26 protein-coding genes are annotated in these 25,682 nt (G+C 46.5%); 14 read left to right on the forward strand and 12 right to left on the reverse strand.

All coding sequences use genetic code 11. The features are described 5' to 3' along the window. Positions 1-87 precede the first annotated feature (87 nt). On the forward strand, positions 88-702 hold the full coding sequence (locus tag ACOMG9_RS18320) for a SanA/YdcF family protein (protein WP_422476179.1): 615 nt from the start codon (positions 88-90) through the stop codon (positions 700-702). Positions 703-715: 13 nt separating this feature from the next. Continuing rightward, positions 716-1,486 carry a substrate-binding periplasmic protein gene (locus ACOMG9_RS18325; RefSeq protein ID WP_448217956.1) on the forward strand — a complete coding sequence of 257 codons (771 nt, stop codon included), beginning with the start codon at positions 716-718 and terminating at the stop codon, positions 1,484-1,486. Positions 1,487-1,510: 24 nt separating this feature from the next. On the opposite strand, the gene ACOMG9_RS18330 is transcribed toward ACOMG9_RS18325, so the two are convergent. Next, the gene (locus ACOMG9_RS18330) at positions 1,511-1,843 is read right to left on the reverse strand and encodes an STAS domain-containing protein (RefSeq protein WP_422134853.1); all 333 of its coding nucleotides are present in this window, start codon (positions 1,841-1,843) and stop codon (positions 1,511-1,513) included. A 455-nt stretch (positions 1,844-2,298) separates the two neighbouring features. On the opposite strand from ACOMG9_RS18330, the gene ACOMG9_RS18335 reads away from it, so the two are divergent. Genes ACOMG9_RS18335 through ACOMG9_RS18345 form a run of 3 tightly spaced genes read left to right on the forward strand, consistent with a single transcriptional unit; the run spans position 2,299 to position 5,946 of the window. Then, complete coding sequence (locus ACOMG9_RS18335) at positions 2,299-4,401, forward strand: putative bifunctional diguanylate cyclase/phosphodiesterase (protein WP_448217957.1); 2,103 nt, start codon at positions 2,299-2,301, stop codon at positions 4,399-4,401. Continuing rightward, the gene (locus ACOMG9_RS18340; protein WP_494529221.1) at positions 4,376-5,275 is read left to right on the forward strand and encodes a hypothetical protein; all 900 of its coding nucleotides are present in this window, start codon (positions 4,376-4,378) and stop codon (positions 5,273-5,275) included. Before ACOMG9_RS18335 ends, ACOMG9_RS18340 begins: the two co-directional genes overlap by 26 nt. A gap of 32 nt (positions 5,276-5,307) precedes the next feature. Next, positions 5,308-5,946 (forward strand): sugar transferase, encoded by a 639-nt coding sequence (locus ACOMG9_RS18345; protein ID WP_448217959.1) that lies wholly within the window; start codon positions 5,308-5,310, stop codon positions 5,944-5,946. Between the two features lie 20 nt (positions 5,947-5,966). Here the strand turns inward: ACOMG9_RS18345 and ACOMG9_RS18350 are convergent, their stop codons facing one another. The 3 genes from ACOMG9_RS18350 to sctC form a co-directional block, all read right to left on the reverse strand. Continuing rightward, the gene (locus ACOMG9_RS18350; RefSeq protein WP_448217960.1) at positions 5,967-6,122 is read right to left on the reverse strand and encodes a hypothetical protein; all 156 of its coding nucleotides are present in this window, start codon (positions 6,120-6,122) and stop codon (positions 5,967-5,969) included. A 59-nt stretch (positions 6,123-6,181) separates the two neighbouring features. Beyond that, positions 6,182-7,738 carry a glycerol-3-phosphate dehydrogenase gene (gene glpD, locus ACOMG9_RS18355; RefSeq protein WP_448217961.1) on the reverse strand — a complete coding sequence of 519 codons (1,557 nt, stop codon included), beginning with the start codon at positions 7,736-7,738 and terminating at the stop codon, positions 6,182-6,184. Positions 7,739-7,901: 163 nt separating this feature from the next. After that, complete coding sequence (sctC, locus tag ACOMG9_RS18360; protein WP_448217962.1) at positions 7,902-10,064, reverse strand: type III secretion system outer membrane ring subunit SctC; 2,163 nt, start codon at positions 10,062-10,064, stop codon at positions 7,902-7,904. Positions 10,065-10,318: 254 nt separating this feature from the next. On the opposite strand from sctC, the gene sctX reads away from it, so the two are divergent. The 3 genes from sctX to sctV are packed head-to-tail and all read left to right on the forward strand — an operon-like array spanning position 10,319 to position 13,147. Further along, on the forward strand, positions 10,319-10,690 hold the full coding sequence (sctX, locus tag ACOMG9_RS18365) for a type III secretion apparatus assembly protein SctX (protein ID WP_422134860.1): 372 nt from the start codon (positions 10,319-10,321) through the stop codon (positions 10,688-10,690). Positions 10,691-10,714: 24 nt separating this feature from the next. Then, positions 10,715-11,008, forward strand: coding sequence for a tetratricopeptide repeat protein (locus ACOMG9_RS18370; protein ID WP_317145497.1), 294 nt, complete (start codon positions 10,715-10,717; stop codon positions 11,006-11,008). Between the two features lie 51 nt (positions 11,009-11,059). Then, positions 11,060-13,147: a type III secretion system export apparatus subunit SctV gene (gene sctV, locus ACOMG9_RS18375; RefSeq protein ID WP_422134861.1), complete on the forward strand. Its 2,088-nt coding sequence runs from the start codon at positions 11,060-11,062 to the stop codon at positions 13,145-13,147. A gap of 112 nt (positions 13,148-13,259) precedes the next feature. Here the strand turns inward: sctV and ACOMG9_RS18380 are convergent, their stop codons facing one another. Next, complete coding sequence (locus tag ACOMG9_RS18380) at positions 13,260-13,787, reverse strand: GNAT family N-acetyltransferase (RefSeq protein WP_448217963.1); 528 nt, start codon at positions 13,785-13,787, stop codon at positions 13,260-13,262. 78 nt (positions 13,788-13,865) lie between these two features. Further along, the gene (locus ACOMG9_RS18385; RefSeq protein ID WP_448217964.1) at positions 13,866-14,171 is read right to left on the reverse strand and encodes a hypothetical protein; all 306 of its coding nucleotides are present in this window, start codon (positions 14,169-14,171) and stop codon (positions 13,866-13,868) included. Between the two features lie 235 nt (positions 14,172-14,406). Here ACOMG9_RS18385 and ACOMG9_RS18390 point away from each other — a divergent pair, with 235 nt between their 5' ends. The 5 genes from ACOMG9_RS18390 (at position 14,407) to ACOMG9_RS18410 (ending at position 19,068) form a co-directional block, all read left to right on the forward strand. Then, positions 14,407-14,685 carry a hypothetical protein gene (locus ACOMG9_RS18390; protein ID WP_422134863.1) on the forward strand — a complete coding sequence of 93 codons (279 nt, stop codon included), beginning with the start codon at positions 14,407-14,409 and terminating at the stop codon, positions 14,683-14,685. Positions 14,686-14,852: 167 nt separating this feature from the next. Then, complete coding sequence (locus tag ACOMG9_RS18395) at positions 14,853-17,183, forward strand: DUF1631 family protein (RefSeq protein ID WP_494529222.1); 2,331 nt, start codon at positions 14,853-14,855, stop codon at positions 17,181-17,183. 65 nt (positions 17,184-17,248) lie between these two features. Further along, positions 17,249-17,572, forward strand: coding sequence for an Hpt domain-containing protein (locus ACOMG9_RS18400; RefSeq protein ID WP_422134865.1), 324 nt, complete (start codon positions 17,249-17,251; stop codon positions 17,570-17,572). Positions 17,573-17,818: 246 nt separating this feature from the next. Beyond that, the gene (locus tag ACOMG9_RS18405; RefSeq protein WP_422134866.1) at positions 17,819-18,391 is read left to right on the forward strand and encodes a sigma-70 family RNA polymerase sigma factor; all 573 of its coding nucleotides are present in this window, start codon (positions 17,819-17,821) and stop codon (positions 18,389-18,391) included. Beyond that, positions 18,376-19,068 (forward strand): anti-sigma factor, encoded by a 693-nt coding sequence (locus ACOMG9_RS18410; RefSeq protein WP_422134867.1) that lies wholly within the window; start codon positions 18,376-18,378, stop codon positions 19,066-19,068. Before ACOMG9_RS18405 ends, ACOMG9_RS18410 begins: the two co-directional genes overlap by 16 nt. A gap of 42 nt (positions 19,069-19,110) precedes the next feature. Here ACOMG9_RS18410 and ACOMG9_RS18415 read toward each other — a convergent pair whose 3' ends face one another. Next, positions 19,111-19,800, reverse strand: coding sequence for an SDR family oxidoreductase (locus tag ACOMG9_RS18415; protein WP_448217966.1), 690 nt, complete (start codon positions 19,798-19,800; stop codon positions 19,111-19,113). Next, on the reverse strand, positions 19,793-20,797 hold the full coding sequence (locus ACOMG9_RS18420; RefSeq protein WP_494529223.1) for an adenosine deaminase: 1,005 nt from the start codon (positions 20,795-20,797) through the stop codon (positions 19,793-19,795). The genes ACOMG9_RS18415 and ACOMG9_RS18420 overlap by 8 nt, the downstream gene beginning before the upstream one ends. A gap of 200 nt (positions 20,798-20,997) precedes the next feature. On the opposite strand from ACOMG9_RS18420, the gene ACOMG9_RS18425 reads away from it, so the two are divergent. Further along, entirely contained in the window at positions 20,998-21,717 is a 720-nt protein-coding gene (locus ACOMG9_RS18425) for a hypothetical protein (protein WP_448217968.1), read from the forward strand. Positions 21,718-21,787: 70 nt separating this feature from the next. Here ACOMG9_RS18425 and frdD read toward each other — a convergent pair whose 3' ends face one another. From frdD to frdA, 4 genes are read right to left on the reverse strand one after another with little or no spacing between them, the layout of a single operon-like run. Beyond that, positions 21,788-22,138 carry a fumarate reductase subunit FrdD gene (frdD, locus tag ACOMG9_RS18430; RefSeq protein ID WP_448217969.1) on the reverse strand — a complete coding sequence of 117 codons (351 nt, stop codon included), beginning with the start codon at positions 22,136-22,138 and terminating at the stop codon, positions 21,788-21,790. An 11-nt stretch (positions 22,139-22,149) separates the two neighbouring features. Beyond that, a complete protein-coding gene (locus ACOMG9_RS18435) occupies positions 22,150-22,536 on the reverse strand; it encodes a fumarate reductase subunit C (protein WP_448217970.1) in 387 nt (128 codons plus the stop codon). Beyond that, a complete protein-coding gene (locus ACOMG9_RS18440) occupies positions 22,536-23,282 on the reverse strand; it encodes a succinate dehydrogenase/fumarate reductase iron-sulfur subunit (RefSeq protein ID WP_448217971.1) in 747 nt (248 codons plus the stop codon). Before ACOMG9_RS18440 ends, ACOMG9_RS18435 begins: the two co-directional genes overlap by 1 nt. Before the next feature lie 14 nt (positions 23,283-23,296). Continuing rightward, complete coding sequence (gene frdA / locus ACOMG9_RS18445; RefSeq protein WP_448217972.1) at positions 23,297-25,099, reverse strand: fumarate reductase (quinol) flavoprotein subunit; 1,803 nt, start codon at positions 25,097-25,099, stop codon at positions 23,297-23,299. Positions 25,100-25,682: the final 583 nt, after the last annotated feature.

Below are 25,682 nucleotides of genomic sequence, written 5' to 3' on the forward strand. Positions count from 1 at the left end.
TCTCTGAATTCCTTATTTTACGGAGACTTCCGAATGCAGGGCAGGCCGACCCGCCTAAAGGTTGTTACTGGCTTGTTTGCTGGAGCTGTGATAGGACTCATTTCCCTGATCGCTATCGCCAACTGGCTGGTCAATACCAAAACCAGCTCGCGGCTTTATAACAATGTAGAAAGCATTCCATACAATAAAGTCGGTGTTCTGCTCGGCACCAGTAAGTACTCTCGTGAAGGCGGGTTTAACAACCATTATGCTCTCAGGCTCAAGACTGCCTATCTTCTCTACACCCGGGACAAGATCGATTATATTTTGATCAGCGGCGACAATGGAACACCTTATTATGATGAGCCGAGCACCATCCGAAAGGACCTTTTGAAAATGGGCATTCCTGCCGAAAGGATCTACAGGGATTATGCAGGTTTTCGAACCCTGGACTCCATTATCAGGGCAAAGTTTGTCTTCGGGCTTGATACGTTCACCATAATTTCCCAGACCTATCACAATAAACGGGCACTCTATATCGCCCAGAATAAAGAAATTAATGCTATTGCTTTTAACGCTGGTGACGGGGCCGATAGTGACCTGAGCAATAAGGCCAGAGAGATCCTTGCAAGAGTTCTGGCCGTCCTGGAAGTTCACTGGTTAAACACTGGCCCCAAGTACCTGGGCCCAACGATCGATATTGGTAATACACCTCCGACATAGAACCAGACCTGAAATGCGACTGATTATCAACAAAAAAAACAACAAAAAAAAGACAGGCATACATTTTTTGGCTTTCTGCCTGCTTCTACCCAGCACTCTCGCTCTGCCCGATCAAAACAGGATCACTATTTCAACAGGGATGTATCCGACAGATTACCCTCCTCTTTCATGGAAAGATGGAAGAAAAGGCATTGTGCAGAAAACCCTTGAAGCCATCAGCGAGCGGAGCGACTTTGACTTCACGGAAGAGTACTACCCTTTCAACCGTATCATTTACAAGGTAGGCAATGGCAGCATGGATCTGCAAGCCTGGAGCTCCCCCCAGTGGCGAGAAGGCGTTTCCGGGAAAGTTTACTTTACCGAACCTTTTGCAGAGCACTGTGAAATCATTGTGCAGTTACAAGGCAGTAAACTGGAAGTAAACCAACCTGGCGACCTTCAGGGAAAGCGACTTGGGGTGGTGCAGAACTATACCTTTAAGACTTTTGAACCTTACTTCCAATCCGGAGAAGTGATTCGCCACAACTCCAGGGATGAAGTGCACGCTCTGAAGCTTCTGGAGAAAGGCCGAAATGATGCAGCACTGATGGACGAAATGGTAGCACGCCACCTCATTAAAACCCGGTTCGCGGGTTTGTTTGTGACAGGGAAAACATTCGACTGTGTTCCTGTGACATTCATGTTCAGTAAGTCTGCTGAAAAGCACGGAATAAAGATCAACAGGATTCTTCAAAAGTTAAAGTCAGAAGGTGTCATAGATCAGATAATAAAAATGTATCGATAAAGGATAACGACGTCCTAAAATTCCTTAGAGATTGGACAAGTAATCGTCTAAATCACTAAATTGCCTGATCGTTTTATTAATTTGTAACATGCTCAGAAGCTCATCCGTCTTAGCATTTACACCTACCAAGGTAAGCTTTCTTTTTTCAATTTTTAAACGCTTATAAAGAAAGACCAATACACCAATACCAGAAGAATCAAACTTTTCAACAGAACTCATGTCTATAATCAAATCACCTGAGCAATCTTTGATCAGGTGATCGAGTTGAGATCTTAAACCATTAACGGTTTCAGCATTAAATTGACCTTTCAGTGAGATGACATCATATGACTGAGCGTGCGAGATTGAGTAATCCATTACTTCCTACTCCTTAACTTTACTCCTGACTTTCAACAGCGAAGAACCAGACATTTTTTACAAGTTCTATTCTCATAATAGACAAGCCGTAGCCTAAAACATGAACACATCTATATCCTTTGGCAATAACAAAACAAGCTCAAAATAACACTTCCCAATCAAAATACTCTTTTGCCAACTTGCCATCGTTTTTTTAAAGAAAAAACAAATAAAAAACCTTCCGACAATTATTTTACCTGATAAAAAGCTAATTAAAATTGTGTTTAAGGATTACAATTTTGTATTAGTAAACTGCTCTCAACTTCCTATAGTTAATTTCACAAGGAAATAAAAAACTCTTAAGCCAACATTTGTTTGCTCACTAGTTGCTTTCCTCTTTTTTTAATACATAGCCAACCTCGTTGAAGTCTGTCGTTGAAAACGTTCTATGGATGGCGTCAAAAAAGTCAAAGAATATGGAAACCAGCACAAGCATTGATGCTAAGCAACGCTTATCTGCCAAATTGCTAAAAGCTGTTCTAATGGCAGCCTGTGTGCTGGGTATTTCGATCAGCTGTGTTCAGATTTTCTTTGATGCCCGCCAGTCCAGCAAAAGCATTGACTCGGAAGCCTGGCAAATGCTGTCTATGATCAGGGAACCCTCCATTCAGGCCGCCCACAGAATGGAACCCACAATGGGCGAAGAGATTCTTTTCGGGTTAATGGAGCATCAGGCAGTTCACATCGCGGCGATCAAAATACCTAATGAACCTGAACTTGCTGTTATAAAGCGTGACCTTTCCAAATCAGGGTATCGCTATTTTTCAGACTATCTATTTGAACCTGTTCGAATTTATCGTATTCCTCTGTACAAAAAAGAACCCGTTCATGAACATTACGGCGAGCTCTTTTTGGCCATTGATACGGCTCACCATGGCCAGGAGTTCATTCAGCGCTCAGTGATAGTAATGGTCAGCGGTATTTTCAGAGCTATTGCAATGGCATTCTTGCTCTACCTGATCTATTCATTGATTCTTACTAAACCTCTGAACCGTTTGATCAGAAACCTGTCTCAGATTAACCCGGACGCTCCCGGCTCTCATAAACTGCGCATCCCAAATGGCCATCAGAACAATGAGCTGGGTCTTTGGGTTAGAACAGCCAATCAGCTACTGGAATCAATAGAACGAAACCTGAACCTGAGACAGAAAGCTGAGGCTCAGATCATGAGACTGTCTCAGTATGACTATTTAACCCGCCTGCCAAACAGAAGAACCTTGCAGAAGCACTTGCAGAGCATGATCAATAAACCCGGGAGCTCTGATAACAATATTGCCATTCTCTGTCTCGGCCTTGATGATTTCAAATCACTAAATGCCCATTTCAATTTCAATGCGGCAGAGCATGCACTGGTCAAAATTGCAGATCGTCTGAGAAACCATATTGGTAATAGAGGCTTCATCGGCAAGCTTGGAGAGGATCAGTTTGCAATTATCCTTTCTAAAGTCACCCAACCTTATGCAGCGGCTGAAATGGCTCAGGCGCTTCTGAAACAGCTGGCAACCCCCATTAAAGTAAATGATGAGAAGATAACCATTAACGGAACTGTTGGTATCACGTTATTTCCTGACGATGGTCAGCAAGTGGATAATCTCTTGCAGCAGGCTGAATTCGCCATGATTATGGCCAAGTCCAGAAATCAGAACCGCTACCAATTTTATATTGCCTCCGTTGATACCGAGATCCGGCAGCGCAAGAAACTTGAAAGGGATCTTCATGAAGCTCTGAAGCAACATGAACTCAGTCTGGTGTATCAACCACAGATTGATTTCAAAACTTCCCGGATGGTGGGTGCAGAGGTTTTACTTCGTTGGAAACATCCTGAGAAGGGACTTATTTCACCGGAAATGTTTATCCCTATGGCAGAAGATAATCTGGAAATTATTCCTATAGGTGACTGGGTGCTTGAATCGGCATGCCAACAGCTCCATGAATGGCATGAAACAGAGTTCCATGATTTGAGAATCGCCGTAAACCTTTCTGCCATTCAGCTAAGAGACAAAAATCTCGTTGATCGCATCAAATACCTGTTAAAAAAATACCAGATTCCTCCCCGGTTGCTGGAAATTGAAGTGACTGAGACCTCCATAATGGAAGATATTGAACTTTCCTCTGAACAGCTCAATAACATCAAGGCAACGGGCATCACCCTTGCAATGGATGATTTCGGCACAGGCTACTCCTCATTAAGTTACCTGAAACAGTTTCCATTCGATAAATTGAAAATAGATAAATCCTTTATCGAAGGGCTACCAGGAAATAAGGAAAACACCGTTATCGTTGAAGCCATTATTCAACTGGGTCGCAGCTTTGGCATTAAAGTCATCGCCGAAGGTGTTGAAAACAAAGAGCAGGAAACACACCTTATCAAGTCAGGATGCACAGAAGGCCAGGGGTACTTTTACAGCAAACCCCTTCCGGATCAGGAATTTGCTGAATTTTTGAGAAACTGGAAAAACAAATCTACAAGCTCCAGGAAAAGGATATTCCCCAATGAACCCGACGTCGACAACCACTGAAGAAACCACTCGTGCCATTGAGCGCTACCTGACCGACAACCCCGGCGATGAGTCACTGAGTGCACTTGGCATGACGGCAGACGGGCGGATTGTCCGGTTGGCCGAGCATGGTGAGTTTCAGCGGCTGGAACTGCATCAGATCCTTGAACAACAGCTCGGAACGCTAATACCCCCGGAGTTAGATCAGTCGATAAGGGAACGGATGATTGAGAACGCGCTAAAAACTGACGTTCAGACCCTGGGTGAATATAAGAAGAAGATTCGTCGGGACCGGCAAATCCGAAATAGGTTAGAGACTTTGAAGGCTGATTATGCCACCCAATTTGCCATTATGCACGAACGGACCGAAACGAAAGTGGGCCGAAAGGGAGAGACCGAAACCGGTGGTTACGGGTCAATCTATGGTAAAGCCGATTGGGATTATCACTTCAGCAATGAGTTTACCCGGACGCATTGGAAATTCATGAGCAATTTCAAACGTGGAACTAATGTCGCCAGAGATTTTTTCATGAGTAACGTGATTACGTACCAGCTTGAATGGACTTTTCTGGACAAATGCTGGCCTCTGGAACTGCCAACAGCCATTGAACGCTGCAAAATTGTCAATAATGTGACTCTCGATGTTTTGCGCCATCATCATCAGGATTACAGCACCGAAAGCTTTCGCAAAGACTTTCTGGAAACCACCCATAATGGCAAGAGCACTGTAAGAGTCGCGCAGGACCTGGGACTTAAAATTGCTGGCCTGACCGTGACTTACTGTGACAAGCCCGTCAAAGCAGTCAATCTTGATGCACTACTTGATGCCCGAAGAGAAAAGACCTTTTCTGTGATTGTGCACGTTTATCCGGACCCCTCGATTTACGATGTATGAAATGAAAGCCGAAGCTAAAAGGGAGTCGAACCGTGAAAGGAGTCACCTATGTTCACCCGCTTACCACTCTCGGTAAAAGAGCAATGGATTTGGCCTTAGCAGTGATCGGCATTATTTTTACACTGCCTCTTTACCCCTTCATTGCTTTAATGATCAAACTGGACAGTCCTGGTCCGGTTTTTTATCGTCAGATGCGTATTGGCTATCAGAGCAAAAACTATGTCTGTCTCTTTCTGATGAACCGGTTCAGAACCATGAGCATCGATAAAGAAGCCCAAAGTGATCCTGTCCGGACGACGAAGAATGAACTCCGAGTCACCAAAGCAGGTCTTTTTCTTCGCAGGACCCGTCTGGATAAATTACCTCAACTCTGGAATGTTCTCATGGGCGATATGTCCATCGTCGGTCCCAGACCTGAGCGCCTTGGAATCTGCCATAAGCTGGAAGACAACATCCCCTTTTATACCGAAAGAACCTATGATGTTATCCCCGGAATGACCGGACTGGCTCAGGTAAACCTGAGTTGCGACGAAACCCTCTATGATCTGAGAAACAGAGTCGCTTATGACCATGCCTATGCGCTGTCTTTGAGCAACCCTGCTGACTGGCTAAAGATGGACGTTAGCATCCTGCTCAAAACTCTTTGGGTTATGGCAACGGGCAGGCGGTAACCACCATCAAACTAATGACCTCAATAATTCAGATGGTTCGCTACCACTATGTCCAGTGCTCTGCGCATTCCTTCCCGGCCATGAACCTCAGTTTGGAAAGGGTCGGCCAGAGGCTTCTGAAGCAGTGAACACCCTATCCCTTCCAGTGCTTCACGCTCCTTTGGCCACAAGAGCACATGAGGATAGACCCCTTTTGTGTAAGAAAGGTGGCTGATGTCTCCAACTTTACACGACTTTATACCACTTTCTTCAGTAATGAGCCGTTATCGATAAATCGATCCGGAATCAGTTCAGGTAACCTTTTTGTAAGATAGGCTTCCAGTTTGGTCTTGCCGGTTTTATCCAGCTCAATGCCCAGCTTGCTTCGACGCCAGATGATATCTTCAACCTGGTAAGCCCACTCATGCTCAATCAGATAATCAACCTCAGCGGCATAGAGACCGGCACCGAAATACTCTCCCAAATCGTCCAATGAACGACTCTCTCCCATCAAACGACGACTCAGGCTTCCATAAGTTCTACTGAAGCGGGAAGCGATCTCTGGAGGCAGCCAGGGGTAAGCATTGCAAAGCTCTTCGGTACAGTCCTGAACACTCTTGAACCCTTCACTGCCCGGCAGCTGACAGGCTTTGGTCCAGCTTTCACCCATAACAGGGAAATAAGGCTTAAGTTTGCCAATAGCCGCTTCAGCCAGCTTACGATAGGTCGTGAGTTTACCGCCAAAGATAGAAAGCAACGGTGCCTTGCCGTCCTGATCTTCCAGCTCCATGGTGTAGTCACGGGTAATCGCCTGGGGAGAGTCTGATTCATCTTCACAGAGTGGCCGCACTCCAGAGTAATCCCAAACAACGTCATTCAGTGAGATCTGTTGTTTAAAGTGTTTGTTCACGATATCACAAAGATAACGTTTTTCATCTTCAGAGCAGCATACATCAGCAGGATCACCCTTATACTCAACGTCGGTGGTACCCACCAATGAATATTGGTCCAGATAAGGAATGACGAAAACAATCCGGTTATCTTCGTTCTGCAAAATATAAGCACGTGGCTCTTCGTGAATACGAGGAACAATGATATGACTGCCTTTGATCAAACGAATTTTACGCGGGGATCTTTGCTTCAGCCCCTCATCAAAGAAAGATTGAACCCAGGGGCCGGCCGCATTCAGCAGGACACGACTTCGAACAATAGACTCTTCTCGAGTGATCTCGTCACGAAGAGTAATATGCCAGACGCCATCTTTTCGTTCCGCATGCAATGCCTGAGTGCGAGTTCGAACTTCCCCACCTTTTCTCTGAAGCTCCATAGCATTCAGAACGACCAGACGGGCATCATCTACCCAGGCATCAGAATATTCGAAGCCTTTTCTGAAGTCTTCCCTGAGTGCAGAATCCTTGCCAAACCTGAGAGACTTTGATCCCTTCAGAGAAAACCGGGCACTGAGGTTGTCATAGAGAAAGAGCCCGGCACGAATCATCCAGGCGGGTCTCAGATGCGGTCTGTGAGGCAGACAAAAGCGCATGGGAGAAGCAATGTGAGGAGCCGTTTTAAGCAGAACTTCTCTCTCTGCCAGCGCTTCTCTGACCAGTCGGAACTCATAATGCTCCAGATATCTGAGACCACCATGAATCAGCTTGCTGCTGGCTGATGAGGTGGCACCGGCCAGATCGGACTTCTCGCACAGACCTACTTTCAGGCCCCTGCCTGCTGCATCTACGGCAATGCCTACACCATTGATACCACCACCAATCACGTAGATGTCAAAGAGATCCCCTGTCTGCACCTGTTTCATTTCACTCACACCCAAAACGAATATTTACGAATACTTATAAACTATAGTGAACTTAATAGTACAAAAAAAACCAATACATTTACCAATTCGGACAAATACGAATATACAGGTGGCTCATAACGGGGCAACAACACAAATAGGAAGGGTGCAGGAAGACCTTAGATCAGGCTCCTGCACCAAGAATGCGAGGGGTTATCAGGAACAGGCGCATTTGGCTGATGTTTTGCTTCTTATCGGCACGGAACAAGCGACCAAGAACAGGTATATCGCCAAGTACCGGAACTTTAGTCGTCTTCTGATCCTGACTTTCTTTATAGAAGCCACCAATCAGCAAACTTTCATTTTCGTTTACGATTGCTTGTGTACTAATCGAGCTGTTACTGACCCTGGGCAGGGAAAGGTTCTGGTCGTTGGAATCTCCTCCATCCTGAATATTCACACTCATATGGATCCGACGACCCATCTCCTCTTTGACAATTCTGGGGGTAACCTGAACAACGGTTCCCGAAGTAACGGGGAACAGTTCTGCATCTTCCTGGCTGGCCACCTGAACATAAAAGGTACTGCTGTTATCGAAGACTGCCTCCAGATTGTCCAGTGTAAGAATGGAAGGTTTGGAAACAACTTTGGCTCGACCTTCATCCTCCAATAGACTGAGTCGAGCATTAAAACTGCCAATGTTCATACCCAGAACAGTCGTAAATGAAGAGAAGTCATCAGCATAGGCAGAAGAACCCGGATCAAAAGTAATTTCAGAATTCGTTCCACGGGTATTGTTCCAGTCAACACCCAGCGCTTCTATGTCGGCTGTATTAACATCAATAATGGAGACGCTGACCTCGACCTGGGAAGAAGGTTTGTCCAGAGATTCAATAAGGCCTTCATACATAACCATCTTGGACTCCAGATCATGGACAATAATGGCATTCAGCCTCGGATCTGCACTAATGTAAGCCCCTTCTATATAGGCACCGGCATTCAATGCTTCTTCGGGCTGCAGGGACTGCTGTTTATTCTGTGCACCATTGCGAACAACACCCTTTGCGGGCTGCATTGCAAGTGGTTCAACAGGCTTACGTTCAACGCTGGAAACCCCTCCTCCACTGACGATGTTTCTTAACAGGCTAGCTACTCCGGGAACAACAATCTGCTGACCTCTGAAATTGAAACTTTTATCGGTAGCCCAAGCGTACTTGAGTCTGAACATACGCACTGTCAGTTTACTCTTCTGCCGTTCCCCCTCTTTATCATCGAGTAACTCAGCCGTTTGCCCCACTATTTCAATGTATCTTGGTGGTCCGGATACATAGATCAGGCCATCTTTTGGCTGTTCTTTCCAGAAAAAGCGACCATCCCAGACACCCACTTTTTTAAGTGTTTTCTTGAAGTCCCGGGTACTCATGTATTCTAGGCTGATGATCTTTTGCTCAGCTGAACTGCCACTGTAAATGTAGAGTGAGTGGCCATCAAAATACCAGATAAACCCGTAAATATTAGCCATGTGATCCAAAAAATCGACGGGCGTCAGTGGACCAATCTTGCCGTTCACTTCTCCTATAACATCTTCAGAGATAACGATTGGAACATAGTAACTGGCAGCAAAGTTCTGTAATGCCTCAAGCAGATCTTCACCACTGCCATAGAAGGAATAAGGACGGTCTCCAAAGACAGCCAGGGCTGGAGAGTCTGAATCTTTTACGTCCTCCTCCAATTCTTCCAATAATGCCTTGCTGGCCGCCTCAATACTTTTCATCTGTTTGGCCGCAGACTCAGAACTATCTTGTTCCCTGGATGATGCTTCAACTTCCAGAGGAATATCAAAGCCAACCCTGACTTCGGGCTGTGGAGCCTTTCGCACATAGTTGTAGTCGATATTTTCGATACCTGTCGTTTGTTTCTGACCACCCATCCACTGCTGCAACCTGAAATATTCCTCTTCATCAGGTCTGGATCTTGACGGAGGAAACGCAGTTGCATCCAGAGCCTGAACCGGAGGCTCTGCTGGCCGGGTTGTCAGAAACCCGGGCTCAACATATTCGGTAGAATTATCTGGAAGGTATATGGTTTGTCCCACCATCAGATTTGAAGGGTTGCTAATATTGTTCAACTCAGCCAGCTCATGGAGCTCAAAACCATAATTCTGAGCAATGATGAAGAGCGATTCACCAGGGCGCACAATATGCCTTCGAGTAGTGTCAGATTGGGAAACGGAAGACCAGACCGCCGCCTGAGAATTGGACGACAACAAGCCAGCAAAAAGTATTTGGCTTAACAAAGCCAGAGCAGGCAACAAAATCAGCCAGAGCTTTAGATTTTTTGAGCCCATTTGAAGAGTGCCTCCATGCCCATCCTCTAAACAACCCAGTAATAAAGGTATTAACGGCTAAATAAACTTTTTACAATTAATATTTTATTTTTTTATAACTATTTTGAATACACAACAGAATAAGACCAGTGTATCCAAGATTACCCATCAATTCTAATCATTTACACAGTTTTAGAGCCAGTGCTACGGTTTACTGTCATCCAGCCGATGCTAAAACGAAGATAATCAATTCATCTAAATAGAGGCTGTGCATTATGGACGTGTCTTTTAAAAACGGTCTTTCGGGGATTTCATTCATCAATAATGATTTCATTGATAAAGATTTTCCGAAAAACAAGTCTTCTTTTAAACCCTCCGGCAAGGGTATTTCAGCCGAGCTCTGGAAAGCCCTTGAACTGGGTCGTAACTACCAGAATCGTGAAAAAAAATACGCGCTCGGCCTGACTGAAAAGACTCCTTCACTCTCCCCTGATGAACATCACATGATGACGGATATGGCCATGAGCCTTCTAAGTAAACACGCTGAAGAATGGCCCGAAGCAAAAGCAGCTCTGGCCGTATTAAAAGAGTCAAAAGAATTGCAGGAATACCTGACCATGACACGAAACGTTCTGGTCGCAGGCTAATAGCAACAATAGGGAGGAGAAACCATGAATAGGCCATTAAGACAGTGGTTACTGGCTCAGGCCTCTTATTATATGGAGTATCTACAGCCACGAAAGTCGATCGCTTTGTTGGAAGCCGTTAGACGATTTGAGCCCAAAAATCCCGATGTTTATCGAATGCTCAGCTACGCCTACCTGCAAACGGATCGACCTGAAGATTCCATCAAGGCCGCCGATACTTTTCTGCAGTACGCGAAGCCTGGAATGGATACCCGGGCTATTAAATGGATCAAGGGGCGAGCACTGCTCAAAAAGAGAAAGAAAGCTGCTGTAAAATAATCTCTTGCTTGACCAGACTGCTCTCTCCTGCAAACAGACTGGTCATAAAGCATGAATCCTGTCGTCGCAGGGCTTAATAAACTGGGCCAAAGAAATGACCTGATGCTGGCAGTCATGCTGGTAGCCATCGTCAGTCTCATCATTTTGCCCATGCCCACCGTTCTGGTGGACTTTCTTATTGCCCTTAACATGGGGCTCTCTTTCATCCTGATGATGACGTCTATCTATCTGTTATCTCCGTTGGAATTCTCTTCGTTTCCAGCAGTACTTCTGGTAACGACCCTGTTCAGGCTGGCGTTATCCATCACCACTACCCGACTGATACTTCTCCAGGCTGATGCCGGTGAAATCGTCTATACCTTCGGTAATTTTGTGGTCGGCGGCAATTTGATTGTCGGTATTGTAATCTTCCTGATCATCACGATTGTGCAGTTCCTTGTCATCACCAAGGGCTCTGAGAGGGTTGCAGAAGTCAGTGCCCGTTTCTCACTGGACGGTATGCCCGGTAAACAGATGAGTATCGACGCCGACCTTCGTGCCGGCTCCATCGAGATGGAAGAAGCACAAAAACGTCGGGAACTGGTGCAGAAAGAAAGTCAGATGTATGGCTCCATGGATGGTGCCATGAAGTTCGTTAAAGGTGATGCCATCGCGGGCCTGATCATTATCTTTGTGAACATCACAGCCGGTGTTGCCATTGGTACCATGATGAACGATATGACGGCAGGTGAGGCATTGCAGCTTTATGCCATACTGACTGTGGGCGATGGTCTGATTTCACAGATACCAGCTCTGCTGATCTCCATCACCTCCGGTATTATCGTCACCAGGGTCTCCAACGAAGACTCCAAAGATCTGGGTAATGAAATTGGTGGACAGCTGCTCGATAAACCCAAAGCGCTTCTGGTTGGGGGCGTTCTGCTTCTTGGCTTTGCCCTGATTCCCGGTTTTCCCACATTCATATTTCTAATGCTGGCTCTGATAATTGGTGGTGGTGGCTATTACCTGTTGAGGAAGGCCTCCCGCGAGATGGCTCAGGAAGCCGAAGGCGGAATTCCAGCCATGGCCGCTGCGACTGAAACAGCCGGAGATGCCAAGTCCAGACTGGATCAACAGGAAGAGTTTACACAAACCCTGCCACTGATTATTGATGTACCGACTTCCATTCAGGAAACATTGAACACCCAGATGCTTAACGATGAGCTTCTGAAAGTTCGAAAAGCTCTATACATGGATCTCGGGGTTCCCTTCCCTGGTATCCATCTTCGCTTTAATGACTCGATGATGGACAACACCTATTCCATCATGCTTCAGGAAGTTCCTGTGGCAAACGGCCATTTCAGACCGGGTTATGTCTTCGTGCGCGAAACCATCGACCATCTGGAAATGCTGAAAATACCTTATGAGCAGGAAGAAGATTTCCTACCCAGCCTCGATACGCTGTGGGCAGAAGAAAGCCAGAAAGAGAAGTTGGAAAAAAATAATGTTAATTACATGGATGCCCCTAAAATCCTGACATTTCATCTGGCACATGTATTGAAAAAATACGCAGAAGAGTTTATTGGCATTCAGGAAACCCGATATCTGCTGGAAAAAATGGAATCTTCATTTGGCGAGCTGATAAAGGAAGTCCAGCGTCTTCTACCAGTCAATAAAATCACTGAAATATTCCAGCGACTGGTCTCAGAAGACATCTCGATCAGAAACCTGAGGTCCATACTCCAGGCACTGGTCGTCTGGGGCCATAAAGAAAAAGAAGTGGTTCAGCTAACTGAATACGTCCGCTCATCATTGAAACGATACATCAGTTACAAGTATTCGAATGGTAAAAACATGCTGCCCGTATATCTTCTTGATCAAGATGTAGAAGATACCATTCGTGGTGGCATCCGACAGACGTCGGCAGGCAGTTACCTGGCCCTTGATCCATCCCAGTCTGCTCGCTTTGTCGAGAATGTAAAAAACACAGTGGGTAAAATTGGACACCTTGAACATAAGCCTGTCCTGATCACATCCATGGATATTCGCAGATACGTCAGGAAACTTCTGGAACTGGAAGTTTATGATCTGGCCGTATTGTCCCACCAGGAGCTTACTGAAGAGATCACAGTACAACCTTTGGGTCGTATATCACTTTGATCAATGCTGATAACTCAGACAGCCTATTCTCTTTAGTAGAAAGGCTGTCTGGTCAGAAAAGAAACACAGGGAATGAAGACAAATCTTTTTTTAGAGGCTGTTAAATGGAGGATTATTGAAGATCAGAGCGAACCAGACCATAAACGTATTGATCAAAGTAATCTTCACCTTTGAAAATATGTTTTCTGAGGACACCTTCGAGTTGGAAGCCGCACTTTTCGAGTACTTTTCCAGACCCCTTATTGTAATCAACAACATCGGCATAAATGCGAACCAGACCCAGTTCGTCCATAGCATACTGGGTAACCCGGCTGAGAGCTTGAGTCATTACCCCTTTTCCCCAGTGAGACTCGGATAGCCAATAGCCAATTTCAGCCGTGAAGCGATGAACATCCAGTTGGGTTACAAAGCCGATCTCACCAATGGCCTCCCCTTGATGGTCAATCACAAAACGGGTATCAGCTTCATTTTCCTTAACATGCTGAATCCATGCTCTGGCATGCTCTATCGTATAGGGGTGAGGAAAACTGTCCCTGAGATTTTTGGCCACATTCCAGTTGTTGCCATGACGAGAAAGTGATGGTGCATCACCATACAGAAAGCTTCTAACACAATATCCGTTACCCAGATCAAAGCGCATATCCATTGCCTGACATGATCAATTCATCAGGTATTCAATCGGCAAAATACTGTGTGACTGAAGAGAAGATAAGAGCTGTTACTGCCTTTTTTTCATTTTATCCAACATAGCATTAACAACGGCTCTTGCTTCATCCTGCGCATCGGGCATAGTGTCAGGGTTAAGGTCGGGAGCTACACGCCATTCAATGACTCGCTTGGCAAGTTTTCGAGCCAGAACGCCAACGATATCATCAAGGTACTTCTCATCCAGCATGGGCAAGTCCATAAACCGAAGGTGTACTAAAAGCTGCTCCGATTTGCCTTCTTCTTTCATATGGATGGCAAAATCGCCTGCGTCTGATGTGCTCTGACTGATGGTCAATGTGAAATGTTGGCCACTCATAACATTCTCCAAACATAACTAATCCAGTTGTCGGCGAAGCTATGGCAGGCTTTAAGGTATGCCCCCCCTGTTCTTACACAGATTGGAAATAAAAATCCTTGATCCATAGAACAACCTCCATTTCGCTCTCAGGTAAACTTTCAGCCCACTTAGCTACAATGAAGAATGTTTGTGGGCGATATAAGCAAGGATAGACATAACCGCTCATCAGAATATTCAACCCAGGGAGAGAACCATGATCACAAACCATGACGCTGAACCCATCCAGCCTTCCAACCGTGGTCAAGTTGAACCGACCAAGCCGGTACAGCCAATTGATGCGGCTGAGGCTGAGCGCTTTGCTAATCTCAAGAAGCAGGCAGAGATGAAAGAAGGTGAGGCTAGTGAAGTCGAAGACGGCATGATCAGCCCGGAAGAGCTTCAAAGGCAGATCAGGGAGAACCTTTTCAAAAATGGCTTTAACAAGGCTATGGAGAAAGCTCGGGAAATATCTAAAGAGTTAAAAGAGGGCTAACCCTCTAGCTCTTTTACTTTTTTTGATAGATTTCAATAGGACAAATAACTACATGCATTGGCTTGAGGCATAACCCGAGTCTGTTTCAGGCCAGTTAGACAGGCCACTCAATAAAAGGACCAGAGCCAAACTCAGATCTGATTGTCATACAAGGAGTAGTAAGATTTATGACAGGAACGTTGAGCAATGTTGTAACGCTACCGAGTTCGGCAAAACTCTCTCAGGTCGGTGAAATAAACACCGTTCTCATTAATGCTTTCCAAAAGAGGATATTCCCCCCTGTCGATCCTATTCTTACTGACCTGATTCAACATCTGGTGGAGCTTTCTGAGGCTGGCGAAAACAATGTTCAAATTATGCAGTTCATGGAAGCCAGGCAGAACCTGATAAGATCAGAAAGTGAAATCATAGAATACTTCCGGATGGAAGTATTAAAACATTTTCATGATTTTGAAGAAGAGGACAATACAAACACCTCCATATCCCAGGGTGAGTTGTCATTAATTGACAATGGCGATCTTGAGAAAAAACTGGCGTGGCAGTCTGCCGCCAGACAGCTCAGCATGAATGACCATCTTCAATACTTCAACAATATTCAAAACAGGCTGTCCGGATTAATCCATTATGAGCCGGAGAATAATCCACTGGGCGCTCAGAAGATCTGTGAGAGTTTTGCGCAGGCACTATTTCCCGCTCAGCTGGAACCGGAACTGACCCAGGAGCTGCTTTTACAATTTGCTGTCAAGATAAAGCCTGCAGTGATGGAGCTCTGGCATGAAGTAGACGATTACCTTGACTCTATCGGCCTTGAAATCAGTAAACCGGCTACAAAAATTGCAGAAATACCTGAAGATGAACCCTTTTCAAAATCGAAACACATTCAAGTATTATCAGCGGGGAACAGCAGAGATGCTGTTCCCCAAAATAAGCAAGAAGCGCCTGCACCTGATACGAGTCAAAAAACGGAAGACTCATCCCACATCTGGAATGAAGCATTCATAAATGAGCTGGCAAACAGGCTGCTTTCCAGAGTAGAAGGACTCCTGAATGCTCCGTCAAAGGCTCCTGATGCTACGGTGAGTTGCGATGCCAGTCTGTTTGCCAGCGTCGAGCTAGCCAGCACCCTGACATCTATACAAGAAGAGCTCTCAAGTCAAAATGCCTCTATCTTCAGCCTGGCAGAGTCTATAAAAAGCGCTTTGAAAGACAAAGGCTTAAAACAAAAACTATCACCAAGGCACCGTGACCTTATCAACGTGGTCGGCATGCTGTTCGAGTTTATTCTGGACGATCATGAGTTACCGGATGAAGTTAAAAAACTGATTGGCTTACTTCAGATTCCCGTTTTAAAACTGACTTTGCTGGAAGAAAATTTTTTAACCGATCGCCACCATGCGGCAAGAGAATTGCTCAATGACATGACTTCGGCTGGCATGCGTACGACACTGGAGCCAGAAACCGAGAAGCCAGTCATCGAGTTGATTGAAGGCACCATCAAGTACATTATCAAAAACTTCACAGAAAACCCTGATATATTTTCCAGTTGTCATAAAACCTTTAACGAAAAATTACTTAAAATCAGGGGGTCTATAGAACAGAATCAAACCACGACAGAGCCCAATCAGACTAAATCTGTCGTACATGAAGAGGTTGTCGTTACCGAGGCTATTGCTCCTGAAGCTGAAACAGGCGAGGTAACCAGCGAGTTCCAGCTCATCATCTCCAATCTTATTTCTACACACCAATATACAGTACCAGAGTCCATGGAAAAGCTGGTTAATGACGTTTGGTCTGATATTCTGGAGAGTGTCCTTAGTCACTCAGAATCAACAGACGTTTCATGGTTCGATGCCATCAATACACTGGATATTTTGTTATGGAATCTACAAACTGATCACCGTGACTCAGTCTCAACTCAGGACTGGCTTCTGTTGAAAACTATGTTACTCGACTACCTCAACAAAACCAGTCATGACCCCTTTATCGTAGTTGAGTGGATGAATGATTTGGACGCACTGATATCAATACCCAGTGAATTCCCCAGAGAAGAAGTCATTACTGTATCCCCCGAAGATTCAACAGCAGAAGAAGTGCATCCAGAACCTGATACCGAAGAGATCGTACTCCAGAGTCAGAGGTTAGATGATTCTGACCTTGAATTAGGTGCTCTTACCCCTGAAGTCGATGATAATGTTTCAGAAGATGACGAAGTCAGCGAAAAGAATACTCTTGATGAACATACCGGAGTGCAACTAATTGTAGGCCAATGGGTTGAATTCATAGGCAAGAAGGATCAGCATTTCCGTTGCAAACTCTCCTCTATCAATGCAGTCACCCATCGCTATACCTTTGTTAACAGCTCTGGGATGAAAGTTGCCGAAATGTCCGGCTATGCACTCAAGTCCGGCATAGAAAATGAGCGCATCTGTATTATTGAAGACACTCAGTTCTTCGATAAGGCTCTGCATGCCGTGATGAACAAATTCCTGAAGTTTTAGCATCTATCGACGACACATATTCTGAATGCTCTCCAGAACTGATCAAGATAAAAAGGAGGTATCCATTGATCGACCTTGGGAATCTGCGACAGCTCACCGAGGAAGATGCTCCTCTCATGCAGACGCTTCTGGATGAATTCCTGAACACCACAGAAGAAGATCTCAGGTCTCTGGATCAAGCGGTTGAAAAAAAGATGCATCAAGAGATCGCCAGCCTGGCACACCGAATCAAAGGCTCTTCTATGATTGTGGGAGCCAGCCAGCTGATACAGCTGACCAATGAGCTCGAAGAAGTCGGCAAACGCGCTGAAAATGAGAAGTTCGAATCATTACTTTCTGCTATCAAAGAGTGTTACAGCGGTGTTTCTGAAGCTATCAGAAAGCTGTAAAGACCACGACTACAGTTGTCTGACGGGAGCTGTACTCAAACCGGAAAGATCCTGCCGGATAATCTCAGCAGCCAATGTTACCGGAAGCATTCCGATGACCCGGATCAAGGCTACAGAACCACTGTTGCATGCACTCTTTGTCTGTTTTAAGACAGTCAGACAGGATACGAGTCTTTTATGGAGGTTTGATGGGAGCGATTTATCCGGTAGAGTAACGCCTCTTAACCCATAAACAGAACGTGCGGAATGAGTCTGACCTCCACCCCACTATCAACACCCTCTCCACAGAGCCTTGCTAAAGACTTGGCCAGGTGTGCCCGGGGGGAACAAAAAGCCTTAAAAAATCTTTACCAGCAGACTTCGGCGAAACTCTTTGCCGTGATCCTGCGTATATTGAAAGACAGGGAGCTTGCTGAAGACTGCCTTCAGCAGGTTTATATCAAAATCTGGCAGGCATCATCCAGCTATAACAGCAGCAAGGCTGCTCCTATGACCTGGATGAACACCATTGCCAGAAATCAGGCACTGGACCATTTGCGAAAGCTGAAACGAGAGCCCCAGATGGAAACGGAAACCCTTGACTTGCAGGTCGACCAGAGTTCCAGCCAGGAACAAATGGTGACGGACAGGCAGAACAGTCAAGAGGTTCACCGCTGTCTGAAAACTCTGAATGATAACCAGAGACGCTGTCTGGAACTCAGTTATTTTGATGGAATGACTCATCAGAATCTTTCTAACCAGCTGGAGGTTCCTATTGGCACCGTGAAAACATGGATTCGACGTGGACTGATGAGGTTGAAGGAATGCATGACCGCTTAGACCTGAGCAATCCTGATGAAAGAAATCAGGCTGCAGCAGACTATGTGCTCGGTTTGCTGACGCCCGATGAAAAAGCTCAATTTGAAGTATTGATGGCCGTGAGCCACGATGCTCAGCGTGAAGTTGATGAATGGCGAGAGCATCTGGATGTTCTGAACGAGGCTTTACTTCCTGTGAAGCCGCCAAAATATATCTGGAAAAATATTCAGAAAGCCACCAGCAACAAAGAATCATTCTGGAGCAGCCTGAAGTTCTGGCAAGGTACCGCTTTTGCCTCTGTTGCCCTGGCTCTTTTGATGGCTCTGGCGAACTTCCAATCGGTCAACCCGACAGGTATGGAGTACGTTTATGTCGTCAATAATCAGGAAAAAAGCCCCGGGTGGATTCTCAACGCATCTCTGGGCAGTAAAAAGCTGGTCATGGAGACCGTTCAGCCTGATTCCGTCCCCGAAGGGAAAGCCTGTGAACTATGGTTGATGATGGATGGTGTTGAGCCCATTTCTCTGGGAATGCTGCCTGAATCAGGCACTAAAGAGATGACGATACCCAGGGGGTGGGCAGAAAAGCTTTCCAAAGCGAAGATTGTAGTCACACTGGAGGACCAGAAGGGCGCACCCAACGGCTGGGATATGGGGCCTGTTCTGAACAAAGGAAACTGGAGTACACGGACTTATTAAACTCATAGACACTGCCTGTAAAAGCAGTGTCTAACCTTATGATTACCAGGGGATCAGGGCACCATCATAGTTAAAAAACTGACCACTGTTCTCCAGCCCAAGCCGCTCAATCACTGCAATCAGTCCTTTTATGGAGATTCGGGTATCAATCAGAGCATTGGGTCCACCCATATCAGTCAAAACCCAACCCGGGTGACAGATAGCAACACTGATACCCTTATCCGACAGATCGTGCGCCATACTCTTGCCAACAGCATTTAATGCCGCTTTTGTGGAACGATAAATATAGCTTCCACCGCTTGTGTTATCAGCGATACTGCCCATTTTGCTGGTCATCAATACAATCTTTGAACCCTGAGGCATCAATTCAACCAGCTCCTGCACCAGCAAAACAGGTGCAATGGTGTTGACCTCCATGACCTTGTGCCATTCTTCAGACTCAACTTCGCCAAATTTTACCCGCTGACCGTAGATACCCGCATTATTGATCAGTACATCGATCTGCTCTCCCTGCAACGTGTTCTTCAGATTCGTTCTCTGTGCAGGGTGGGTGACATCCAGCGGCACCGTTTCCAGCTTTTCACAGTATTGCTGCTTCAACTTCAGCAGATCTTCCGCCGACTCCGGTGCCCGACAACAGGCATAGACTTTGTCGCCTTTTTCCAAAAACTGCTTGCAATACTCCAGACCGAGACCCCGGTTTGCTCCGGTCACCACTACCGTTTTAGTCATCACTTAGCTCCTCATAAAGACTGTCCAGACGAGCCATATACTCAGACCTTTCTGAACGCTCAAGAAAACTGGCACTGAAGCTGTTTCGAATCAATTGATAAACAGCCTGATCGTCCAACCCTAACGCTTGCTGCGTAGCATAGAAATTGTCGTTGATATAACCACCAAAATAGGAGGGATCATCAGAATTGACAGTGACACAGAGTCCTTTGTCCAGCATCTGCTTAAGATTATGGTCTGACAGTCTGTCAAATACACACAACTTGACGTTCGAAAGGGGACACACTGTCAAAGGAATTTTGTTCTCAACCAGATATTGAACCAGACTTTCGTCATCCAGGCATCGAACACCATGATCAACCCGCAATACTTTCAGTGCCTTCAAAGCCCCCCAAATATACTCTGCCGGACCTTCTTCTCCTGCATGAGCAACGGCCTTCAACCCAGCGTGTCTGGCTTTGTCAAAGACCTCGGCAAACATCTCCGGAGGGTTCCCCAACTCAGTAGAGTCGAGACCGACAGCAATCATTCTCTGATGCCAGGGTTTCGACATTTCAAACGTGTTCAGCGCTGCCCCGGCACCCAAGTGTCGGAGAAAACACATAATGATGTGGCTGCTGATACCCAGCTGTTTCCTGCCATCCTGAAGTGCGGCATCAATGCCCTCAAACACAGTGCCAAATGGAATACCTCTATCGGTGTGGGTCTGTGGGTCAAAGAAAATCTCGGTATGGACCACATTGTCCTTTTGACAGCGCTTAAGATACGCCCAGGTCAAATCATAGAAATCCTGCCCGGTCTGAAGAACCCGGGCGCCGGCATAGTAAATATCCAGAAAGGATTGCAGATTGGAAAACTGGTAGGCATCCCGGACGTCGTCGATATTTTGGTAGGGGAGGCTGATTTTATTTCTTTCAGCCAGAGAAAACATCAGTTCGGGTTCCAGAGTACCTTCAATATGCAGATGAAGCTCTGCTTTGGGTAACGTGTCAATCATGGAAGAGTCTGCCTTTTCATCTGCCATTGAGGAAAGTCGGGAGTTCATTCTTGAATGAATACTGCATTTCCACGCTAAAAAGAGCTATTCTTTCAGAAGATACTCACAATACTGCTCTGCCTGCAAATCAGGCAGCGATATCAGCAAGAATGCTTTCGCTTTCAGGCGTCCTTTCTTGCTAAAAACCACGGAATGGTACTATGTCGAAAATTGATGGCTCAGGACAACCGCTCCCCCAGACACAATTTGACCCCAAAAACCCCCTTGTCGATGAAGGCAATGCGTCTGCTGATCCCGCCCAAGCGAAGAAATATCTCTCATCAGAGAAGCCAGAGTCAGGACCAGGAAACAAGTCGATTCTCTCCAGAGGTATCAAAACAACGCCCTCGGAGGGCAAATTGGCGCCTGCAGAACTGGGCATGATGTTGGAGTTTTTTAAAGAGGGTGATTTAGTCGGTGCTCAGGTGTCTATGGACCGTTTCATCAAGGACCTGGACCAACTGAATAAACTGATCTCAACCTTACCTAAAAATCAGTCAGACGGAGCCATGAAACTGTTAGTCGGCTTCGCTGGCCAGCTCACTGCTAAAGATATTGTCAGTAAACTGGTGGTTTCAGACGTTTCACTGACAGAGCAATTTGAACAAATCGGTGAGTATATGACTCGGCTGGGCACTTCAGAAAGTCCGGTCAGAATCATCGCCACAATCAAGGCCGATGAGTACCTCGGTAACAGCGGGCTTGGGCAGGATCTTCTCCAGGAGATGGTTAAGCGTACGGAAAAGGAATGCCTCTCTTCATTAAGTCAGATAGTCAACAAACTGGGAGTGAAGTTGCAGGAAGGAGAGCTATCGCCTGATCAGCAGAAGACCCTGGAGCAGCAACTTCGTCAGATTCGCATCGAAATGTCCGCTTTGTAGCCGGGCTTAGAAAGAAGAAAAGCCGTCAAACACTGTCTGACGGCTTTTCTTGATCTGAAATCTCTTTAATTCAGACCAGTACCAACATCACAGTCACCACACTCAAAACCAGAGTGGCTCCATAAAGCAGTGCTTTCAGCCCTGCCCCCGGATGAAAACCCAAATCATGCAGTCCGTGATAAATCCGATGGATACAGGCCCAGTAGGAAGGCACCAGGGCGACCAGAAGAACCAGCTGTCCAATCAGGTTATTCAGGAAGAAATCTGACATTCTCTCATAAGACAATGCTTCTGCAGGAATCACGCCCAGAGACACCGCCAGGATCACCAGAATCACAGCCGGGAAGAAGAAGGCGATTGTCGTGCCACCAGCGCCAAACAGGCTCCACAGCAACGGCTCAATATGTCTTTTCTGACTCATGACTCTCTCCCTCAAAACCGCACTAGAGCTGCAAAAATAATGACAGAAACAGCTGCCAGACCGGCATACATCAGTTTATTGACCACATTATCAGCCACCATCTTGCGAATCTGCTGAGGTAATACCCGTGGTGTCATATCAAAAAAGGTGACCGCATGAAACAGAGTCATCCCCAGTGTCACAACAGTGAACAAAATCATCAGAGGATTAGCCTGAAAGGACAGCCAGGCCTCCCAGGCATCTTTTCCCCGGGTTAGCTGAAGGATACCGAAGAACAGGTTGATACTGTATAGCGCATCGAACAGACAGGTTGCTTCCCTGACCATGTAGGTGCGGTAAAAAGGATAATCCTTATACCAGGTGCGCTTCATAGGACGCACATAAGGACGACGACTCATCACTTGCCTCCTTTACGTGGCATCAGGAAAGACAAAGCCCAGTCCTGGGCACCCTGTAACTTGTTCTGGTTGATAGCAGCAGCCGGATCGACATTCTTCGGGCAGACCTCTGAGCAATAGCCCACGAAGGTACAGGACCAAACGCCATTCTTGCCCTGAATGACTTCGGTACGCTCATCATAACCATGATCCCGCGTATCCAGATTATAACGGTGTCCCAGTGCAATAACGGCTGGCCCCGTAAACAGCGGATTAATTCCCATTTGCGGGCAGGCTGAGTAGCAAAGCATGCAATTAATGCAGCTGGAGAACTGCTTGTAAAGGCTCAACTCTTTGGGTGTCTGTCTGTTCACACCTTCTGCAACCGGTTTTTCCATTGCGTTGATGATGTAGGGCTTAACGGACTCCAGCTTTTTGATAAAGTCTTCTGCATCCACCACCAGATCACGCTCAATCGGGAAGTTAGCCAGAGGTTCTACCCTGATAGTGCCCTTGTAATCCCTCAGGAAGGTCTCACAACCCAGTTTTGGTGTTCCATTAATGACCATGCCGCAGCTACCACAGACAGCCATACGGCAAGACCAGCGATAGGCCAGGGAAGAGTCCAGTTCGTCCTTAATGTATTCAAGGGCATCCAACATGGACCACTCTTCGAGGAAAGGCACCTCAAACTTGCCATAACCGGGCTTCTCATCGCTTTCCGGGTTGTACCTCAGAATCTCGATGTTGATTGTCTTGTGACTCATTTTCAGCTCTCCCGTCACTTTGTATCAGACGCCGCAGCACTCTTTTCAACCACAGCGCCCTTCTCAGCCGCTGCACCGTAAACACGCTCTTCTGGCTGATAACGAGTAATATTGACGTTCTGGTAGTCCAAACGGGGAGCTGAGTCACCGTTGTAGTGGGCCAGAGTGTGTTTCAGGAACTTCTCGTCGTCACGGTGTTCGAAGCCATCAATCCGCTGGTGAGCACCACGAGACTCCTTGCGATTCAGGGCGCCTACAGCCATAGTTTCAGCGACAGCGAGAGAGCTTTGCAACTCAAAAGCCTGCAAGAGCTCAGTGTTGAAAGCCTTGCTGCGGTCTTCAACCCGAACGTTACGAAAGCGCTCACGAAGCTCTGCAATCTTGTCGACCCCTTCCTGCATCTCTTCGCCGATTCGATAGATACCAAAACATCGCTCCATAGTTTTCGCCATCTCATGACGAATGTGAGAGGCTTTTTCAGTACCCTTTGCATTGCGCAGGTTTTCGATGCTGACCAGGTGCATTTTCGCCTGATCCATTAGTTTTTTCTCATCGGACATTACAGCCTGTTGAGCAAACTCGACTGCTTTATCACCCGCCAGGGCACCGAATACCACCGTTTCTGCCAGAGAATTTGAGCCCAGACGGTTGGCACCATGCATACCCACGCTGGCGCACTCACCTGCAGCGAAGAGGCCGGGGATATCGGCGGCACAGTTGATATCAGTACGGATCCCCCCCATGGTGTAATGAACCGCAGGACGAACCGGGACAGGCTGATGAACAGGATCAACACCTACATAGTTTTTAGCCAGTGAGCAGATCAGCGGCAGGCGCTCCATCAGCGTCTTTTCACCCAGATGACGAAGATCCAGCAGTACGGCATCACCCAGAGGGGTTTCAATGGTATTGCCCTTGCGCTGCTCATTCCAGAAAGCCTGAGAGAGCTTGTCACGTGGGCCCAGTTCCATGTGTTTGTTCTTTGGCTGACCCACCGGTGTCTCCGGACCCAGGCCGTAATCCTGCAAATAGCGATAGCCATGCTTATTGAGGAGAATACCGCCTTCACCACGACAACCTTCCGTCATTAGAATACCTGAGCCGGGCAGACCGGTTGGATGATATTGAACAAACTCCATATCTCTCAGAGGCGCACCCGCTCTCATAGCCATGCCATGACCATCACCAGTCACAATGGCACCATTAGTGTTGAAGCGGAATACACGGCCAGAACCACCGGTTGCCAGAATCACGGTTTTAGCCAGGAAAACCTTCGGCTCACCGGTTTTAACTTCAATAGCCACCACACCCTGGACACGGCCCTCCTCAACAATGAGGTCGGTAGCGAAGTACTCGTCAAAGCGTTCAATAGCAGAATATTTGACAGATGTCTGGTAAAGCGTGTGCAACATGTGGAAACCGGATTTATCAGCAGCAAACCAGGTTCTCTCAATCTTCATACCGCCAAATGGACGTACATTAACATTACCATCCGGCTTCCGGCTCCAGGGACATCCCCAGTGTTCCAGCCGAATCATTTCTTCTGTGGCAGTCTGAACAAAGTAATCCACAGCATCCTGATCACAGAGCCAGTCACCACCCGAAACGGTATCCTTGAAGTGATTCTCGAAAGAGTCATGATCCTGAATAACGCCAGCTGAGCCCCCTTCTGCTGCCACAGTGTGACTGCGCATCGGGTAGACTTTTGAAAGCAGTGCGATATTCAGGTTTGGGTCTTTTTCTGCAACCGCTATAGCTGCACGAAGGCCAGTAGCGCCAGCACCTACAATTGCAACATCGGTCTTAATGACCTGCATTTTATGCCAACCTCTTCTGAAGGTCCGGCCTTTCAGTCAGGCAGCAGCCTTCATCAAAGCCGGACAGGAGTGAGTGAAATCGTCAGAAAGGAAACCTTTTGGGTAATGTCTGGATAAGTACCTAACCAGTTGGTTTCGCATATTCTGGACGGCGGCTTTTTCCATCCTTCTGCGTTCCAACTCTGGTTGCGCAGCTATGGCTACGCGCCCGTCGTTGCGCCTTGAAGGATGAACAAATCCACTCGCCAGAATATGCGAAACCAACTGGCAAGGTACTTACTGCCCGATGGTTGGATTTTCAATGCTCACACTGAAAACCAGTATAGCTCTGTTCAATGCTCTTTATGGCTGATGCAATGACAGTGGCCAACCAAACCCATTAACAAGTTAATAAGTTGAATATACTCACCAGGAACATCTTAAACAATCAGTTCAAATCTCATAGATATGAGTATTTATAACATCCTGACTCTCACTGACGGGGGATAGTAGAATGTCTGAACCATTATTATTCACATCAAAAAATACAGGCAAGCCAGTCTCTGAATATGACTCAGAGACTGAGAAAAAACGATCAGGGAAG

Source organism: Endozoicomonas sp. PH6C, assembly GCF_059322965.1.

Bases quoted from the DNA above. Each gene is read 5' to 3' on its own strand.
- ACOMG9_RS18380 (WP_448217963.1), bottom strand. From the start codon at position 13,787: ATGCGCTTTGATCTGGGTAACGGATATTGTGTTAGAAGCTTTCTGTAT.
- ACOMG9_RS18420 (WP_494529223.1), bottom strand. From the start codon at position 20,797: ATGATTGACACGTTACCCAAAGCAGAGCTTCATCTGCATATTGAAGGT.
- ACOMG9_RS18415 (WP_448217966.1), bottom strand. From the start codon at position 19,800: ATGACTAAAACGGTAGTGGTGACCGGAGCAAACCGGGGTCTCGGTCTG.
- ACOMG9_RS18395 (WP_494529222.1), top strand. From the start codon at position 14,853: ATGACAGGAACGTTGAGCAATGTTGTAACGCTACCGAGTTCGGCAAAA.
- ACOMG9_RS18340 (WP_494529221.1), top strand. From the start codon at position 4,376: ATGAACCCGACGTCGACAACCACTGAAGAAACCACTCGTGCCATTGAG.
- ACOMG9_RS18425 (WP_448217968.1), top strand. From the start codon at position 20,998: ATGTCGAAAATTGATGGCTCAGGACAACCGCTCCCCCAGACACAATTT.
- ACOMG9_RS18440 (WP_448217971.1), bottom strand. From the start codon at position 23,282: ATGAGTCACAAGACAATCAACATCGAGATTCTGAGGTACAACCCGGAA.
- sctC (WP_448217962.1), bottom strand. From the start codon at position 10,064: ATGGGCTCAAAAAATCTAAAGCTCTGGCTGATTTTGTTGCCTGCTCTG.
- ACOMG9_RS18435 (WP_448217970.1), bottom strand. From the start codon at position 22,536: ATGAGTCGTCGTCCTTATGTGCGTCCTATGAAGCGCACCTGGTATAAG.
- frdD (WP_448217969.1), bottom strand. From the start codon at position 22,138: ATGAGTCAGAAAAGACATATTGAGCCGTTGCTGTGGAGCCTGTTTGGC.
- ACOMG9_RS18390 (WP_422134863.1), top strand. From the start codon at position 14,407: ATGATCACAAACCATGACGCTGAACCCATCCAGCCTTCCAACCGTGGT.
- ACOMG9_RS18335 (WP_448217957.1), top strand. From the start codon at position 2,299: ATGGAAACCAGCACAAGCATTGATGCTAAGCAACGCTTATCTGCCAAA.
- glpD (WP_448217961.1), bottom strand. From the start codon at position 7,738: ATGAAACAGGTGCAGACAGGGGATCTCTTTGACATCTACGTGATTGGT.
- ACOMG9_RS18410 (WP_422134867.1), top strand. From the start codon at position 18,376: ATGCATGACCGCTTAGACCTGAGCAATCCTGATGAAAGAAATCAGGCT.
- sctV (WP_422134861.1), top strand. From the start codon at position 11,060: ATGAATCCTGTCGTCGCAGGGCTTAATAAACTGGGCCAAAGAAATGAC.
- ACOMG9_RS18370 (WP_317145497.1), top strand. From the start codon at position 10,715: ATGAATAGGCCATTAAGACAGTGGTTACTGGCTCAGGCCTCTTATTAT.
- ACOMG9_RS18405 (WP_422134866.1), top strand. From the start codon at position 17,819: ATGAGTCTGACCTCCACCCCACTATCAACACCCTCTCCACAGAGCCTT.
- frdA (WP_448217972.1), bottom strand. From the start codon at position 25,099: ATGCAGGTCATTAAGACCGATGTTGCAATTGTAGGTGCTGGCGCTACT.
- ACOMG9_RS18330 (WP_422134853.1), bottom strand. From the start codon at position 1,843: ATGGATTACTCAATCTCGCACGCTCAGTCATATGATGTCATCTCACTG.
- ACOMG9_RS18325 (WP_448217956.1), top strand. From the start codon at position 716: ATGCGACTGATTATCAACAAAAAAAACAACAAAAAAAAGACAGGCATA.
- sctX (WP_422134860.1), top strand. From the start codon at position 10,319: ATGGACGTGTCTTTTAAAAACGGTCTTTCGGGGATTTCATTCATCAAT.
- ACOMG9_RS18385 (WP_448217964.1), bottom strand. From the start codon at position 14,171: ATGAGTGGCCAACATTTCACATTGACCATCAGTCAGAGCACATCAGAC.